We start from the raw sequence: 13,862 nt of genomic DNA on the forward strand, positions 1-13,862 counted from the left end.
GCCTGTACGGGGCACGTAGACTCCCGCGGTGCCCTCCCTGCTCGTCGACGTCACCCCGCTGCGCGTCAGCCCCGAGTTCCGCCGGCTGTGGTGGGGGCTGTCGGTCGCCAACCTCGGCGCGCAGCTGACCGTCGTCGCCGTCGGCCTGCAGGTCTACGCGCTGACCGGCTCGACGTTCTCGGTCGGCGTCGTCGGGCTGTGCGCGCTGATCCCGCTCGTGGTCTTCGGGCTGTACGGCGGCGCGATCGTCGACCACGCCGACCGCCGCACCGTCGCCCTCGTGGCTTCCGGCGTCAGCTGGGTCGCGACCGTCGGGCTCGCGATCCAGGGCTGGGGCGGCAACACGCACGTCGGCGTGCTCTACGCCCTCGTCGCCCTGCAGTCCGGCGCGGGCGCCGTGAACGCCCCCGCGCGGTCGGCGATCATCCCGCGGCTGCTCGAGCCGCGGCTGATGCCGGCCGCGAACGCGCTCCAGACCGTCGGCTGGAACGTCGCGCTCACCCTGGGCCCGCTGCTGGGTGCCGGGCTGGTCGCCGCCCTGGACTACGGCATCGTCTACACGCTCGACGCCGTGCTGTTCACCTTCGCGTTCACCGCGCTGCTGCAGCTCCCGCCGATGCCGCCGGAGGCCTCCGCGAACCGTCGCGCCCGCGCGGGTCTGGCGTCCGTGCTCGACGGCCTGAAGTACCTGGGCACCCGGCCGAACGTCCGCATGACGTTCCTCGTCGACCTCGTCGCGATGATCACCGCCTCCCCGCGGGTGCTCTTCCCCGCCGTCGGCATCGTCTACCTGGGCGGCGGCGAGACCACCGCCGGGGTGCTGGTCGCGGCCGTCGCCGCGGGTGCGATGCTCGCCGGCCTGTTCTCCGGCGGGCTCGCGCGGGTGCGCTGGCAGGGCCGGATCATCGTCGTCGCGATCACGGTCTGGGGGCTGGCCGTCGCCGCGTTCGGCGCGGTCCTCGTCGCGGCCGGGCGGGGCGAGCCGGACGACGTGCTGTGGCTGGCGCTCGCGCTCGCCGTCGTCACCCTCGCGGCCGCCGGCGCGGCCGACGCGGTGAGCGCGGTGTTCCGGCAGACCATCCTGCAGACCGCCACCCCGGACGACATGCGCGGTCGGCTGCAGGGCGTGTTCGTCGTCGTGGTGGCCGGCGGGCCGCGGCTGGGCGAGCTGCTGCTCGGCGGGGTGTCCACGCACCTGGGAGAGGGCGGCGCTGCCCTGGTCGGCGGGCTCGCGTGCGTGGTGATCCTCTGGGTGCTGGTGCGCTGGCAGCGGGGGTTCTGGCGGTACGACGCGCACGACCCGCAGCCGTGATCGGGCGGGTCGCCGGCCGGTAGGCTGGTCGCCGCGCGCCCGCGGGCGCGCACGCCTCCTTAGCTCAGCTGGCCAGAGCAGCTGTCTTGTAAACAGCAGGTCGTCGGTTCGAATCCGACAGGGGGCTCCGTGCGCCGGTCGGGGTAGGTGCTGGTACTCAGTCGCCGCCCGCGCCCCTCAGCGGGCCGTTCGGCGGGCAGGGTGCGGGCATGCCCGAACCCGTTCCGCCCCCGCGCCCCTGGGCAACCCGCCCACCCCGTGCCAGGATCGCCGCAGCGAGGCAGGCGAGCAGGGGAGCGGACGTGCCGGACGGACCCGACGGGCTGGAGCAGGAGGTCTCGACCGGGTCGCTGCCGGGCTGGGACCGGGTGGACGGGCTGGTCCACGACGCGCACGAGCGCTACCGCGACGACGACGACGGCGTCGTGGCCGACTACATCCCGGTGCTCGCGGAGGCCGACCCGGCGCAGTTCGCGGTGTGCGTGGCGGAGAGCACGGGCGACGTCCACGTGGCCGGCGACGCGGACGCGGAGTTCTCGATCCAGTCGATCTCCAAGGCGTTCGTGTACGCGCTGGTCTGCGACGCGTACGGGCACGAGGGCGTGCTCGAGCGGGTCGGCGTGAACAACACCGGCCTGCCGTTCAACTCGGTGATCGCCGTGGAGCTGAACGACGGGCACCCGATGAACCCGATGGTGAACGCGGGGGCGATCGCGACGACCGCGCTGGTGCCGGGGTCCACGCCCGCCGAGCAGTGGGAGCACGTGCGGGCCGGGCTGTCCCGGTTCGCCGGCCGGCCGCTGGAGGTGGACGAGGTCGTGCTCGCCTCGGAGTCGGCGACCAACCAGCGGAACCGCGCGATCGCCCGGCTGCTGGAGAGCTACGGACGGATCGAGACGGACCCGCTGGCGGCGGTCGACGTCTACACCCGGCAGTGCGCGCTGCGGGTGAGCGCGCGCGACCTCGCGGTGATGGGCGCGACGCTCGCCGACGGCGGGGTCAACCCGGTGTCGGGGGAGCGCGTCGTCTCCGCGCAGGTCTGCCGGGACACGCTCGCCGTCCTCGCGGCGACGGGCATGTACGAGCGCTCGGGGGAGTGGCTGTTCGAGATCGGCCTGCCCGCCAAGTCGGGCGTCACCGGGGGGATCGTCGCGGTCGCGCCGGGCAAGGGGGCGATCGGCACGTTCTCCCCGCGGCTCGACCCGGCCGGGAACAGCGTCCGCGGACGGCGGGCGACCGCCCGCCTGTCCCGGACGCTCGGCCTGAACGTCTTCGCGTCGTCCGTGCACGTCCCCGAGCGAGAGGCGCCGACCGCATGAGCAGCACGAGCAGCACCACCAGCACCCGCGACGAGGTCGAGCAGCGCCGCTCCTGGGTGCCGATGGTGGGCCTGTTCCTGGCGCAGGTCCTCATGTCCTTCAACGTGGCGGCGCTGCCGGTGTCGCTCGGCGGCATGGTCGAGGACTTCGGCGTCCCGCCGACGGTGGTCAGCTCGACGATCGTCGTCTACGGCCTGTCCGTCGCCGCGCTGGTCATGACCGGCGCCAAGCTCGGCCAGCGGATCGGCTGGGTCGTCGTGTTCCGCGTGGTCGTGGCGACGTTCGCGGTCTCCGCGCTGATGATGATCCTCGCGCCCAGCGTCGGCTGGGCCATCGCCGGCCAGGCCGTCGCGGGCGCGTCGGCGGCGATCATCGTCCCCTCGCTGGTCGCGCTGATCGCGGAGAACTACCACGGCGCGCAGCAGGCCACGGCGATCGGCTCCCTCGGGTCCGCGCGGGCGATCTCCGGCGTCACGGCGTTCTTCGTCGGCGGCTCGCTCGGCACGCTCGTGGGGTGGCGCCCCGTGTTCGGCATCGTGCTGGTGCTCGCCGTCGTGGTGCTCGTCCTCAGCTTCCGGCTCCGCTCGGACCGCGGCGACCCCGGCATCCGGATCGACCTCGTGGCGGCCCTGCTGATCGGGGTGGGGATCGTCTGCTTGACCCTCGGCTTCAACAACCTCAGCTCGTGGGGTCTGCTGGTCGCGACGCCGGACGCGCCGTTCTCCGTGTCCGGCGCCTCGCCCGCACCGCTGCTCGTGGTCCTGGGCGTCGTGCTCGGGCAGACCTTCTTCTGGTGGACCCGGCGGCGCGCGGCGAGCGGGCGGACGCCCCTGGTCGACCTCAGCGTGCTCGGCTCCGCCAGCGAGCGGGCCGCGGTGTACGCGATGTTCGTCGTGGTGGCCCTGGAGGCCGCGCTGAACTTCACCGTGCCCCTGTACATCCAGATCGTGCAGGGCCGCACGCCCTTCGACACGGCGCTCGCGATGATGCCGTTCAACCTGACGGTGTTCCTCACGGCGACCCTGGTCGTTCGGTTCTACGGGCGGTTCAGTCCCCGCAGGATCGGCGTCTTCGGGTTCGTGCTGACGACGGTGGCGCTGACGTGGCTGGCGTTCGTCGTCACGAACAACTGGGAGACGCTCCCGACGATCCTCGGGCTGTTCGTGTTCGGCGTCGGGCAGGGCGCGCTGGTGACGCTCGTGTTCAACGTGCTGGTCACCGCGGTGCCCAAGCGGCTGGCCGGCGACGTCGGGTCGATCCGCGGCACGACCCAGAACCTCGCGTCCGCCGTCGGGACCGCGCTGGTCGGCGCGCTGCTCGTGACGATCCTCGGGGTGAACGTCGGCCGCGCGGTGGTCGCGGAGCCCGAGCTGCCCGCGGCGCTCGTCGAGCAGGTCGACCTGGACGCGGTGAACTTCGTGAGCAACGACGAGCTGCGGGAGGTGCTCGCGCGGACCGACGCCGACGACGCCCAGGTCGACGCCGCGGTGGCGGTCAACGAGCAGGCCCGGCTCGACACCCTGCGCCTCGGGCTGCTGATCCTGGCCGGGATCAGCGCCACGGCGGTCCTGCCCGCGAGCCGCCTGCCGCGCTACCGTCCGGGCGAGATCCCCGACCCCTCGCCCGGGACCGACTGACGACCGCACCGGAGGAACCCACGTGCCCACCAGCCCCGTCCGCCCCACCCGCGCGATCGTGTTCCACGGCACCGGCGGCCACCCCGGCGTGGTCTGGTACCCGTGGCTCGCCGAGCGGCTCACCGCCCGCGGCTACGCCGTGGAGCGCCCGCACTACCCCGACCTCAACGTCGAGCCCGTGGCGACGTTCCTGCCGCGGGTGCTCGCGGCGCACACGTTCGACGCCGGCACGGTGCTGGTCGGCCACTCGGGCGGGGCCGCGCTGCTGCTGGCGCTGCTCGAGCACCTCGACGCGCCCGTCGCCCAGGCGGTGCTGGTGGCGGGGTACGCGACCCCGCCGAACGACTCCGACGAGCCGGTGCTGCAGGAGTCCTACGACTGGGACCGGATCCGCGCGAACGGCGGCGACCTGGTCTTCGTCAACTCCGTGCGGGACCCCTACGGCTGCGACGCCGAGCAGGGCCGGGCCATGCGCGACCGCGCCGGCGGCACCCTCGTCGTCCGGGACGACGGGCACTTCGGCGACGTGGACCAGCCGTTCCCGGAGTTCCCGCTGCTGGAGCGGCTCGTGCTCTGAGCGCGGCCCGCCGGGCCGGACCGCTCACATCCGCGTCGGGACGGCCGAACAGGCCGGGCAACGCACCCGTCCCGGAGGACCACCATGAGCCGCACGTCGATCGCCCGCCCGCTGCACCCGCTGGACCCCGCCGAGCACGCGCCGTCGTGCAACCGGCCGGGCTGGCGGCTCGACACCAGCCCCGTCCGGTTCGGCGTGGTCGTCGCGCGCTGCACGCTGTGCGGGGCGATGGAGTGGCGCGCCCGCTGACTGCGCCCGAGCCCCGCACCACCGGCCGTGGCCGGACCGGCGCGGGGCATGAAGAAGCCCTCGGCCGCGCAGGGGGCAGGCGACCGAGGGCCTGCCCAATGTAACCCACCCGGGGGGAGCGCTGCCAGACGGCTCACCCGATCGGATGCCAACCGTGCGGCGTCAGCCGGGAGCGTCCGAGGCGGTGAAGGTCTTCCCGGGCCAGTACGCCCACTCCTCGAAGTGCCGCACCCGCCCGTCGGGCGCGAACCGCAGCACCCACAGGTCCCGGTACTCCTGCGGCTCGTCCCCGCCGTAGCGCACCTCGGCGCGCACGACCGCGTCCCGGCCCTCGACCGCCACGACCTCCGCGTCCATCGTGAACGGCGTCGGGTCGGACCAGAAGTCCCGGACGGCGTCGATACCGTCGAGCGGCGGCTCGTACGGCGAGCGCAGGTACCGCACGTCGTCGGTGAACAGCGACCCGACCGACCCCGCGTCGTCCTCGCGCCAGGCGCGCTCGTAGGCGGCGACCCAGGCCATCACGTCCGCACGCTCCACGGTGCCTCCCCGTCCGATCGGACGCCCATCGTCCCCCGCGCCTCCCTGCCCCGCCACACCCCGCGCCCACGCGCGTCTGCCCGCGCCGAGCCAAGCGGTGCCGTGCGGTGCCGTGCGGTGCCGTGCGGTGCCGTGCGGTGCCGTGCGGTGCCGTGCGGTGCCGGCGCGGGGCGGCAGGGCCCGGTCGGTCAGGACGCGGGGCCGGTCTCCTCGAGGAGGCGGAGGGCGGCGGTGACGCGGGGGTTGCGGGCGGGGTCCGCGTCGATGCCGAGCGTCGCGTAGACGCCGTTGATGTGGTTCTGCACGGACTTCTCGGTGATCCGCAGGGCCTCGCCGATACCGGAGTTGGACAGCCCCTGGGCCAGCAGCCGCAGCACGGCGTACTGCCGGTCGGTCAGCCGCGACACGGCGGACCCGGCGCGCGGCGCCACCCGGTCGAGCAGTGCGGGGTCGAGCGTCGTCCTGCCCGCGGCGGCGGCCTTGATGGCCGTGATCAGCGTCTCGGCGCTGGTGGAGGAGGTCTTCGACAGGTAGGACCACCCCGCGGCGACGTCCGGCGGCAGGTCGAGCAGCAGGTCCATCGCGTCGTGCGCGGAGAGCAGCAGGATGCCGAGGTGGGGCTGGTTGCGGCGCAGCGTGACGCCGAGCGCGATCCCGTTCCCGTCGGGCAGGTCGATGTCGAGCACGGCGACGTCGGCGGCACCGGGCCGCAGCGCGGCGAGGCCCTCCTTGACGGTGCCGACGGAGGCGACGACGCGGACGTCGTCCGCCGCGCCGAGCGTGGCTCGAGCATCGACCGGAACAGCGGCTGGTCCTCGACGACGACCACGCGGGTCGTCTCGGGTGCGGATTCGGACATCGCGGACAGTATGGTGGCCCGGCCCCGGAAGTGGGAGACGGCACGCGGGCTCCGCCCGCCGAACAGGTGGTGACGGATGCCGACGGCTCTGACGCGGGACGCGGAGGCGGTGCGGGCCGACCGCCGGGCCCTGCTGCTCGCGGCCGGCACCGTGATGACCGCCTTCGCCGTCGGTGCCGCGGTGCAGACCGCGTGGGTGTACGGCAACCAGGGCGGCGAGGTGCCCGTCACGTCCCGCATCCTGGCGAACCTCACCGCGGTCGCCTCGATGCTGCTGATCCTCGCGGTCACCGGGGTGTCGCTGCCGCAGCGCGGGGCCCCGGCGCTGGTGGTCGGGGTGCTCAGCGCCGGGGTGACCGCGTCGGGCGTGCGGTTCGCCTCCCAGCCTCCTGCTCGACGTGTACGTGGACCCGCCGCGGTCGACGATCGTGGCCGAGCTCAGCAGCGGCGCCGTGGTCGCGTGGGTCGCGGCCAGCATGGGCCTGGCGGCGATGCTGTCCCAGCGGCGGCTGCGCAACGAGGTCGCCGAGGCCGCGCAGGGCGCCTCCAGATCGAGCCTGGCGCTCGCGGCGCTGCAGCACGAGGAGGTGCGGGTCCGCCGCGAGGTCGCCGAGGGGCTGCACGGCAGCATGCAGCAGCGGCTGGTGCTGGTCGTCGCCCGGCTCGACAGCCTGCTGGACGGGATCGGCGGGCCCGACCGGCCTCCGGTGACCGACGCGCACGTCGCCCTGCTCCGGGAGATGCGCGAGGAGATCGAGACGGTGCGGGAGGCCGACGTCCGCGCCACCAGCCGGATGCTCTACCCGGAGCAGGCTCGAGGTCGGGATGGTGCCGGCGATCCGGGCGCTGCTCGGCCGCATCCCGAGCACGGTGAACACCCGGCTGGGCGTCACGGACGACGTCCGTGTGCTCGACGACCCGGCGTCCTCCCGGCTGACCCGCAGCGAGCGGCTGCTCGCCGTGCGCGTGGTCGAGGAGGCGATCAGCAACGCCCTGCGGCACGGCCGCGCCCAGGTGGTCGACGTGCGGGTGTCCGTCGACGAGGACGCCGTCGAGGTGCGGGTGTCCGACGACGGCACCGGCTTCGGCGCGGACGCCGGGGCGCCGTCGGGGACCGCCCGTCTGGCCGATCGGCTGCGCCTGGTGGGTGGCGACTTCCGGGTGACGTCCGTCCCGGGTGACGGCACCCAGGTGGTCGCCCGCCTTCCGGTGGAATCCCTGCGCCATACAACGGCCTGACCTGCGGAAGCCCAGTTTTCACCCACCCGCTTTGTCCGGATCGTCCGGATAAATGTTGCGTCACTCGTTCGCCCGTGCAGGGGGTGGGTGCTGGCACCCAGAAGAGTGGTGCCGAGGTCGCCCGCCGCGGCCCTACTGTGCGCGAGCCGCATCGCCGGGATTCCCCTGCCCCGACGCCGCGGAAGGCCCGCCCCCGTCACCGGCTCCGTGGGGTGCGCCGTGTCCGCAGAGCCGTCGTCCACCAGGAGAGTCATGTCCGAGTCCACCGCCCCCTCCGCCCGCCCCCGCCGCACCGTCCGCCGCAAGGTGGTCGCCCTGACCGTCGCCGGGCTCGGCATCGCCGGCCTCGGCCTGGCGTCCGCGGCCCAGCTGAACCTGACCGCCGGCGCGCTCGGCGCGGGCACCACCGTCGTCGCCTCGTGCGACGCCGACGGCGTGGCCGTCGCGTTCACCAACGCCTTCGCCGCGGCCGCCAAGGGCTACACGGTGACCGAGGTCAAGCTGACGGGTGTCGCCGCCGGCTGCTCGGGCCAGACCGCCAAGGTCGACCTGCTCAACACCGACCCGACCGACGGCTCCACCGGCGCCTCGCTCGGCCAGATGACCGCCACGGTCTCGGGCACCACGCTCACCCTCGCCGTCCCCGGCTCCGTGAAGGCGGCCGACGTCAAGGGCGTCGCCGTCGTCATCGCGAGCTGACGGGTACCTCCGATCCGCGCGCGGCACGCCGACCGGGCCGGCCGGGGCAGCACGTCTGCCCTGCGCCGGCTCGTCGGCGTGCGCGCACCGCGCACGGCTCCCGCGCCGCGCACCCCCCGCGACCGGCTGCGCAGCGCGCTCGGCTGGGCCGGCACGGCGGGGATCGTCGCGGTCCTGGTCTGGTTCGGCTGGCCGAGCACGCTCGGCGGCTGCACGACCCTGACCATCGTGTCCGGCCACTCGATGGAGCCCACGTACTACACCGGCGACCTCGTGGTCTCCCGCTGCGGCAGCCCGGCCGTCGGCGACGTCGTCGTCTACACGCCGCCCGACCTCGAGCGCGGGCGGATCATCCACCGCGTCGTCGGCGGTGACGCGGCGGACGGCTGGGTCATCCAGGGTGACAACAACGACTTCCTCGACCCGTGGCGGCCGCACGCCGCCGACGTGCTCGGGATCGCGCGGCTGCACGTGCCGGGCCTGGGACGCGTCGCGTCGATCCTGCTCGACCCCTGGGCGTGGCTCTCGCTCGTGGTGGTCGCGGGTGGCGTCCTGCTGTGGCCGAACCCCGCCGACCGGGAGCCCGACGCCGCCGACGCGGCCGACCGCACCGCCGCGGACGACGCCCCCGACCCGGCCGACGGTGCCGACCCGGCCGCGGCCCCCGACCGAGCCGACGCGCCCGCCCCGGTCGGCGCCGCGTGACCCCCGCCGCGCGCCGTCGTGCGCTGCCCGCCGTCCTGCTCGCCGTCGTCCTGGTGGCGGTGGTGAGCCTCGCCCTGCGGCCGGCGAGCGCCGCCCGCCTCCCGCTGACCGGCGGCCAGCTGATGACCGGCACCGGTGCCCCGTGCGCCGCGACCTCGCTCGGAGCGGCTCCCGGGGCGGCGGGGTCGTCCGGGACCGCGACGCAGGTCCTGCTCACCGGCGTCCCCGCCGCCTGCCGCGGGCAGGTCGCCACGGTGCGGCTGTTCGCCGCCGACGGCTCCGCGCTCGCCGCGGCCGACACGACCGTCACCCTGGCCGCCGCGGACTCGACGACCGTCACCGTCCCGTCGTACCCGGCCGCGCGGGTGGCGGGCGTGGCGCTGACCGTCGGCACGTGGTCGCTCCCGACGTCCTGGACGACGCCGGCCGGTGCGGTCACCGGCCCCGTGACGCCCGGCCCGGGCACGACGTTCACCTCCGTCACGTGGAGCCAGCTCGCGGCGTCCGGGACGCAGGCGTGCGTCACCGTCGCCCTCCAGGCGACGCCCGGCACCGACTGGCGGGTGGACCTGCACCTGGACCAGCGCCCGTTCAACGGGGTGACGTCGGGTGCCGGGTTCGTCGTCACCGACCCGTGGTGGGCGCGCGTGCAGTCGGTCCGGCCGGTCGACGGGGTGGTGTCGGTCGGCGCCTGGATCGGGTCCGGCACGCTCTCGCCCGGGCAGACGCTCTCCGTCACCGTCTGCCACTACGGCCTGCCGGCCCCGGTCTACGACCCGGCGCTGCCGTACACCCAGAGCACCACGGCGGTCACCGGCAGCGGCGGGTACGCCTGCACGAGCACGACCGTCGGAGTGTCCGGGACGCCGCAGTTCTACGCGGGCTGGCGGGCGGACGTCGACGTGGCGCCGCTCGTCGCGTACTTCACCGCGCGCGGCGTCACCCCCGACCTGCGCACCCTCACCGCGCCCGGCAACCACACGGTCACGGCGCGCGGGGGCACCGTCTACCGCGTCACGCCGACCGCCTGGGACACCTGGGGCGTGCGCGACGACACCACGCGCACGTTCCAGCTCTGCCTGCGCGGCTGACCCGTCCGGCCTACCCCGGACGGGTGGTCCCGCGCTCCGGGTGCTCAGACGCGCCCCCGGTCCGACGATGGGACACCCAGGTCGACGGATCGACCGGGCTGGTCCACGGAGGGGGCGCCGATGGCGCACGAGCACGTCCGCGCGCGCCGCGCGGCAGGAGTGACCCTGGCCTGGCTGGGTTGTGCCGGTCTGGCGGTCTCGATGGCCCGCGCCCTGACGTGGGACGGCGGCGAGTCCGCACCCGCCGGCGCCTGCGTGGTCAGCCGGATCACCGTCGACTACGACGTCGACTACGTCGCGGCGCTCGCCGGGTACGGGGTGGTCGCGGCCTCCCTGTCGGACGTGCCCGACGGCTGCGCCGGGCGCGAGGTCGCCGTCACGCTGCACGGGTCCGACGACCAGGCGCTGGCCCAGGCGCGCACGCCCGTCGTCGCGCCGCGCACGACCGTCCCGCTGGACGGGGCCGAGGTGGCCGTCGCGGACCTGGCCGGGGTGTCGCTGGCGCTGGTGACCGACGCGGGTCCCGGGACCACCGGCTGAGCCCTGCGGGTTCAGACCTCGGTGAGCGCCGGCAGCTTCGCGGTGCGGGTGTCCCCGGACGACTGACCCCGCAGCCGCCGGGTCGCCCACGGGTAGGCGTACAGCCGCAGCCACCGCGCGTCGAGGCGCGCCTGCTCGCCGCGGGGCAGGCGCGGCCGCGGGGTGAGCGGCTCGTCCCAGGTGTCGTCGTCCGGCTCCAGGCCGAGCGCGACCAGCGCTCCCTGCGCCACCCGGGCGTGCGCCTCGGTCGTCAGGTGGATCCGGTCGGGGGCCCACATCCGGATGTCCCGCAGGTGCCGCATGCCCCACAGGTCGAGGACGTGCGCGCCGTGCCGCCGGGCGATCGACCAGATGTGGGCGTTGTACACGCCGACGCGGGGCCGGGTGGTCGACACGATCGCCGAGCCCGAGGAGTCGAACCCGGTCGCCAGCAGCACGTCGGCACCGGTGGCGCGGACCCGGGCCACGGCCTGCTCCAGCGTCCGCGCCAGCCGGTCGGGGTCGGCCGCGGGCCGGAGGATGTCGTTGCCGCCGCCGACCAGGCTGACCAGGTCCGGCCGCATCGCGAGGGCCTGGGGCAGCTGCTCGGCGACGATCGGCCGCAGCAGGCGCCCGCGCACCGCCAGGTTCGCGTACCGGAGCGGCTCGGCGCCGGCCGCGCGGCGGCGCTCCGACAGCAGCCCGGCCAGCACGTCGGCCCAGCCGCGCACCGGCCCGTCCTCGCCCTCCGGGCTGTCCCACAGGCCCTCGGTGAACGAGTCGCCGACCGCGACGTAGCGCTGCCAGACCGGGGCTCCCTCGTGCGTCGTCACCGTCGCAGTGTGCCTCGGGCGCGGCGTGCCTGTCAGCGGGTCGGGCCGGGCGTCGTCACGGGAGCGTCCAGTCGACCGGCTCGGCGCCCTGCTCGACCAGCAGCGCGTTCACCCGGGAGAAGGGGCGCGAGCCGAAGAACCCGCGGCTCGCGGACAGCGGGCTCGGGTGCGGGCTGGCGACGACCGGGACGTCGCCCAGGGCCGGCGCCAGCGACTGGGCGTCGCGGCCCCACAGCACCGCCACCAGCGGGCCGCCGCGCTCGACCAGCGCCGCGATCGCGCGGTCCGTCACCGCCTCCCAGCCCCGGCCGCGGTGCGAGGCGGCCGCACCGGGCCGGACCGTGAGCACGCGGTTGAGCAGCATGACGCCGCGGTCGGCCCAGGGCGACAGGTCCCCGGTGCTCGGCTGCGGCACCCCCAGGTCGGCCTGCAGCTCGGTGAAGATGTTGGCCAGCGACCGCGGCACCGGGCGCACGTGCGGCTGCACCGAGAACGACAGCCCCATGGCGTGCCCGGGGGTCGGGTACGGGTCCTGGCCGACGACCAGCACACGGACGTCCGCGAGCGGCCGGGTGAACGCGCGCAGCACGTCCGGGCCCGCCGGCAGGTACTCCCGGCCGGCGGCGACCTCGGCCCGCAGGTAGTCGCCGGCGGCGTGCACGAGCGGCTCGACGGGCGCCAGCGCGGCCGCCCAGTCGGGGGCGACGAGCTCCTGCAGCGGTGCGGCGATCACGGGCCCCGAGGCTAGCCGACACCGGTCGGGGAGGTCCGCACGGGGCTCGCGGATCGCCCGCGCGGGGAATGACACCCGTGTCATTCCGGCCGTACGATGGGCGCCGGACGCGCGGGCACCGGACGCCCGCGCAGCGCCAGGGGAGGTACGGCACCGATGGACGCGACGGCAGAGCTCGACCGCACGGCCGACCGGCTCGCCCTGGTGGCCACGGGCCCGGCGGCGGAGGAGCGCGCCGACGGCGACCTCTCGGAGCGCGACCAGCAGGTCCTCGCCTTCGAGCGGCAGTGGTGGAAGTACGCCGGCGCCAAGGAGCAGGCGATCCGCGAGCTGTTCGACCTCTCGGCGACCCGGTACTACCAGGTCCTCAACGCGCTCATCGACTCGCCCGCCGCGCTCGCGCACGACCCGATGCTGGTCAAGCGCCTGCGCCGGATGCGGTCCACCCGTCAGCGCGCCCGCAGCGCGCGGCGGCTCGGCACCGACGCCTGAGCAGCGCGGCGACCCGGCGGCGGCGCGGCGACCCGGCGGCGGCGCGGCGTGGGTGCCGGGCTGCACTGCTCGACCCGTTAGCCTGTCCGCCGTGACCAAGGGCAGCGACCGGTACCCGGAGGACGAGTTCGACGCCGAGCCGGCGCACGACGTGCCGATCGGCGTGCACCGCGCACCCCGCAGCTGGTGGAGCCGGTGGTGGCCGTTCGTGGCCGTCGTCCTGGTCGTCCCGACCCTGACCGTGGTCTTCGTGCTGTGGGCGTCGTCGTGGGACGGGCGCATCCCCGGGTTCGGCGGCACGGACGAGCCGGCCGCGGCCGCGCCGAGCACCAGCGCCCCCGTCGAGGACCCCGCTGCGACCGAGAGCACCGAGGGCGCCGAGGAGCCCGCCACCGAGGAGCCGGCCACCGAGGAGCCCCCCGTCGAGGAGCCGGCCGCGCCGGTGCCCGACCTGACGGCGTCCGTGCGGGTGCTCAACGCCGCGAACGTCTCCGGCCTGGCCGGTGGCGCCCAGGAGGACCTGGAGGACGCCGGCTTCACGAACGTGACCGCCGGGAACGGCAACGCCGGCGGCAGCACCGCGACGACCGTGTTCTACGCGAACGCCGACCTCGCGGCGACCGCCCAGCAGGTCGCCTCGACGCTCGGGATCACGGACGTGGTCGAGTCCGCGGAGGTGGCGCCGGACGGCGTCGTCGTCCTGCTGCTCCGCGACTTCGCGAACTGACCCCTTCCGCAGGTGGGAGGGCGCCGCTAGTGTCGGCCGCGTCGCGGTGACCGCCCTCCGGCCACCCGGGGGGATCTCGGCCACCCGCGGTGACCAGTCACGCCGTCTTCAGGAGCACCGCATGCCGCAGGGCACCGTCAAGTGGTTCAACGCCGAGAAGGGCTTCGGGTTCATCACCCCGGCCGACGGCGGTCAGGACCTGTTCGTCCACTTCAGCGCCATCCAGTCGAGCGGGTACCGCAGCCTCGAGGAGGGGCAGTCGGTCGAGTTCGAGGTCGGGCAGGGCACCAAGGGCCCGCAGGCGGAGCAGGTCCGCCCGCTCTGAGACCGG

At 75.3% G+C, this 13,862-nt stretch carries 18 protein-coding genes and 1 tRNA gene; 14 read left to right on the forward strand and 5 right to left on the reverse strand.

What is annotated here, in order from left to right:
* The first annotated feature begins 28 nt into the window (after positions 1-28).
* From ACWPWW_RS13840 to ACWPWW_RS13865, 6 genes are all read left to right on the forward strand, one after another.
* Complete coding sequence (locus ACWPWW_RS13840) at positions 29-1,312, forward strand: MFS transporter (RefSeq protein ID WP_454050938.1); 1,284 nt, start codon at positions 29-31, stop codon at positions 1,310-1,312.
* Between the two features lie 53 nt (positions 1,313-1,365).
* A tRNA-Thr gene (locus tag ACWPWW_RS13845) sits at positions 1,366-1,439 on the forward strand.
* Between the two features lie 175 nt (positions 1,440-1,614).
* Positions 1,615-2,631: a glutaminase A gene (glsA, locus tag ACWPWW_RS13850; protein ID WP_454050939.1), complete on the forward strand. Its 1,017-nt coding sequence runs from the start codon at positions 1,615-1,617 to the stop codon at positions 2,629-2,631.
* Complete coding sequence (locus tag ACWPWW_RS13855) at positions 2,628-4,268, forward strand: MFS transporter (RefSeq protein WP_454050940.1); 1,641 nt, start codon at positions 2,628-2,630, stop codon at positions 4,266-4,268. Before glsA ends, ACWPWW_RS13855 begins: the two co-directional genes overlap by 4 nt.
* 22 nt (positions 4,269-4,290) lie before the next feature.
* Positions 4,291-4,845 carry an RBBP9/YdeN family alpha/beta hydrolase gene (locus tag ACWPWW_RS13860; protein WP_454050941.1) on the forward strand — a complete coding sequence of 185 codons (555 nt, stop codon included), beginning with the start codon at positions 4,291-4,293 and terminating at the stop codon, positions 4,843-4,845.
* An 84-nt stretch (positions 4,846-4,929) separates the two neighbouring features.
* Positions 4,930-5,094, forward strand: coding sequence for a hypothetical protein (locus ACWPWW_RS13865; protein WP_454050942.1), 165 nt, complete (start codon positions 4,930-4,932; stop codon positions 5,092-5,094).
* A 162-nt stretch (positions 5,095-5,256) separates the two neighbouring features.
* On the opposite strand, the gene ACWPWW_RS13870 is transcribed toward ACWPWW_RS13865, so the two are convergent.
* The 3 genes from ACWPWW_RS13870 to ACWPWW_RS13880 all read right to left on the reverse strand — a co-directional run bounded on the left by ACWPWW_RS13870 (position 5,257) and on the right by ACWPWW_RS13880 (position 7,371).
* Positions 5,257-5,634: a YybH family protein gene (locus tag ACWPWW_RS13870; protein WP_454050943.1), complete on the reverse strand. Its 378-nt coding sequence runs from the start codon at positions 5,632-5,634 to the stop codon at positions 5,257-5,259.
* A 188-nt stretch (positions 5,635-5,822) separates the two neighbouring features.
* A complete protein-coding gene (locus ACWPWW_RS13875) occupies positions 5,823-6,938 on the reverse strand; it encodes a LuxR C-terminal-related transcriptional regulator (protein WP_454051825.1) in 1,116 nt (371 codons plus the stop codon).
* Complete coding sequence (locus tag ACWPWW_RS13880) at positions 6,835-7,371, reverse strand: hypothetical protein (RefSeq protein ID WP_454051864.1); 537 nt, start codon at positions 7,369-7,371, stop codon at positions 6,835-6,837. Before ACWPWW_RS13880 ends, ACWPWW_RS13875 begins: the two co-directional genes overlap by 104 nt.
* Between ACWPWW_RS13880 and ACWPWW_RS13885 the strand changes: the two genes are divergently transcribed.
* The 5 genes from ACWPWW_RS13885 to ACWPWW_RS13905 all read left to right on the forward strand — a co-directional run bounded on the left by ACWPWW_RS13885 (position 7,364) and on the right by ACWPWW_RS13905 (position 10,767).
* Positions 7,364-7,732, forward strand: a complete 369-nt coding sequence (locus ACWPWW_RS13885; protein WP_454051826.1) for a sensor histidine kinase — start codon at positions 7,364-7,366, stop codon at positions 7,730-7,732. The two genes, ACWPWW_RS13880 and ACWPWW_RS13885, sit on opposite strands and share 8 nt — an antisense overlap.
* 252 nt (positions 7,733-7,984) lie before the next feature.
* The gene (locus tag ACWPWW_RS13890; protein WP_454050944.1) at positions 7,985-8,431 is read left to right on the forward strand and encodes a hypothetical protein; all 447 of its coding nucleotides are present in this window, start codon (positions 7,985-7,987) and stop codon (positions 8,429-8,431) included.
* A 78-nt stretch (positions 8,432-8,509) separates the two neighbouring features.
* Positions 8,510-9,136, forward strand: coding sequence for a S24/S26 family peptidase (locus ACWPWW_RS13895; protein WP_454050945.1), 627 nt, complete (start codon positions 8,510-8,512; stop codon positions 9,134-9,136).
* Positions 9,133-10,227 carry a hypothetical protein gene (locus ACWPWW_RS13900; protein ID WP_454050946.1) on the forward strand — a complete coding sequence of 365 codons (1,095 nt, stop codon included), beginning with the start codon at positions 9,133-9,135 and terminating at the stop codon, positions 10,225-10,227. The genes ACWPWW_RS13895 and ACWPWW_RS13900 overlap by 4 nt, the downstream gene beginning before the upstream one ends.
* A gap of 120 nt (positions 10,228-10,347) precedes the next feature.
* Positions 10,348-10,767, forward strand: coding sequence for a hypothetical protein (locus tag ACWPWW_RS13905; protein WP_454050947.1), 420 nt, complete (start codon positions 10,348-10,350; stop codon positions 10,765-10,767).
* An 11-nt stretch (positions 10,768-10,778) separates the two neighbouring features.
* Here the strand turns inward: ACWPWW_RS13905 and ACWPWW_RS13910 are convergent, their stop codons facing one another.
* Positions 10,779-11,579, reverse strand: coding sequence for an SGNH/GDSL hydrolase family protein (locus ACWPWW_RS13910; RefSeq protein WP_454050948.1), 801 nt, complete (start codon positions 11,577-11,579; stop codon positions 10,779-10,781).
* A gap of 55 nt (positions 11,580-11,634) precedes the next feature.
* Entirely contained in the window at positions 11,635-12,309 is a 675-nt protein-coding gene (locus ACWPWW_RS13915) for a uracil-DNA glycosylase (protein ID WP_454051827.1), read from the reverse strand.
* Positions 12,310-12,468: 159 nt separating this feature from the next.
* Here ACWPWW_RS13915 and ACWPWW_RS13920 point away from each other — a divergent pair, with 159 nt between their 5' ends.
* The 3 genes from ACWPWW_RS13920 (at position 12,469) to ACWPWW_RS13930 (ending at position 13,856) form a co-directional block, all read left to right on the forward strand.
* Positions 12,469-12,804 carry a DUF3263 domain-containing protein gene (locus ACWPWW_RS13920; protein ID WP_454050949.1) on the forward strand — a complete coding sequence of 112 codons (336 nt, stop codon included), beginning with the start codon at positions 12,469-12,471 and terminating at the stop codon, positions 12,802-12,804.
* A 91-nt stretch (positions 12,805-12,895) separates the two neighbouring features.
* Positions 12,896-13,531 (forward strand): LytR C-terminal domain-containing protein, encoded by a 636-nt coding sequence (locus ACWPWW_RS13925; protein WP_454050950.1) that lies wholly within the window; start codon positions 12,896-12,898, stop codon positions 13,529-13,531.
* A 121-nt stretch (positions 13,532-13,652) separates the two neighbouring features.
* A complete protein-coding gene (locus ACWPWW_RS13930) occupies positions 13,653-13,856 on the forward strand; it encodes a cold-shock protein (RefSeq protein WP_454050951.1) in 204 nt (67 codons plus the stop codon).
* The last annotated feature ends 6 nt before the right edge of the window (positions 13,857-13,862 follow it).

The organism is Cellulomonas sp. Marseille-Q8402 (genome assembly GCF_965119525.1).

Coding starts and splice junctions, on each gene's coding strand:
- ACWPWW_RS13930 (WP_454050951.1), top strand. CDS start 13,653: ATGCCGCAGGGCACCGTCAAGTGGTTCAACGCCGAGAAGGGCTTCGGG.
- ACWPWW_RS13855 (WP_454050940.1), top strand. CDS start 2,628: ATGAGCAGCACGAGCAGCACCACCAGCACCCGCGACGAGGTCGAGCAG.
- ACWPWW_RS13905 (WP_454050947.1), top strand. CDS start 10,348: ATGGCGCACGAGCACGTCCGCGCGCGCCGCGCGGCAGGAGTGACCCTG.
- ACWPWW_RS13920 (WP_454050949.1), top strand. CDS start 12,469: ATGGACGCGACGGCAGAGCTCGACCGCACGGCCGACCGGCTCGCCCTG.
- ACWPWW_RS13890 (WP_454050944.1), top strand. CDS start 7,985: ATGTCCGAGTCCACCGCCCCCTCCGCCCGCCCCCGCCGCACCGTCCGC.
- ACWPWW_RS13865 (WP_454050942.1), top strand. CDS start 4,930: ATGAGCCGCACGTCGATCGCCCGCCCGCTGCACCCGCTGGACCCCGCC.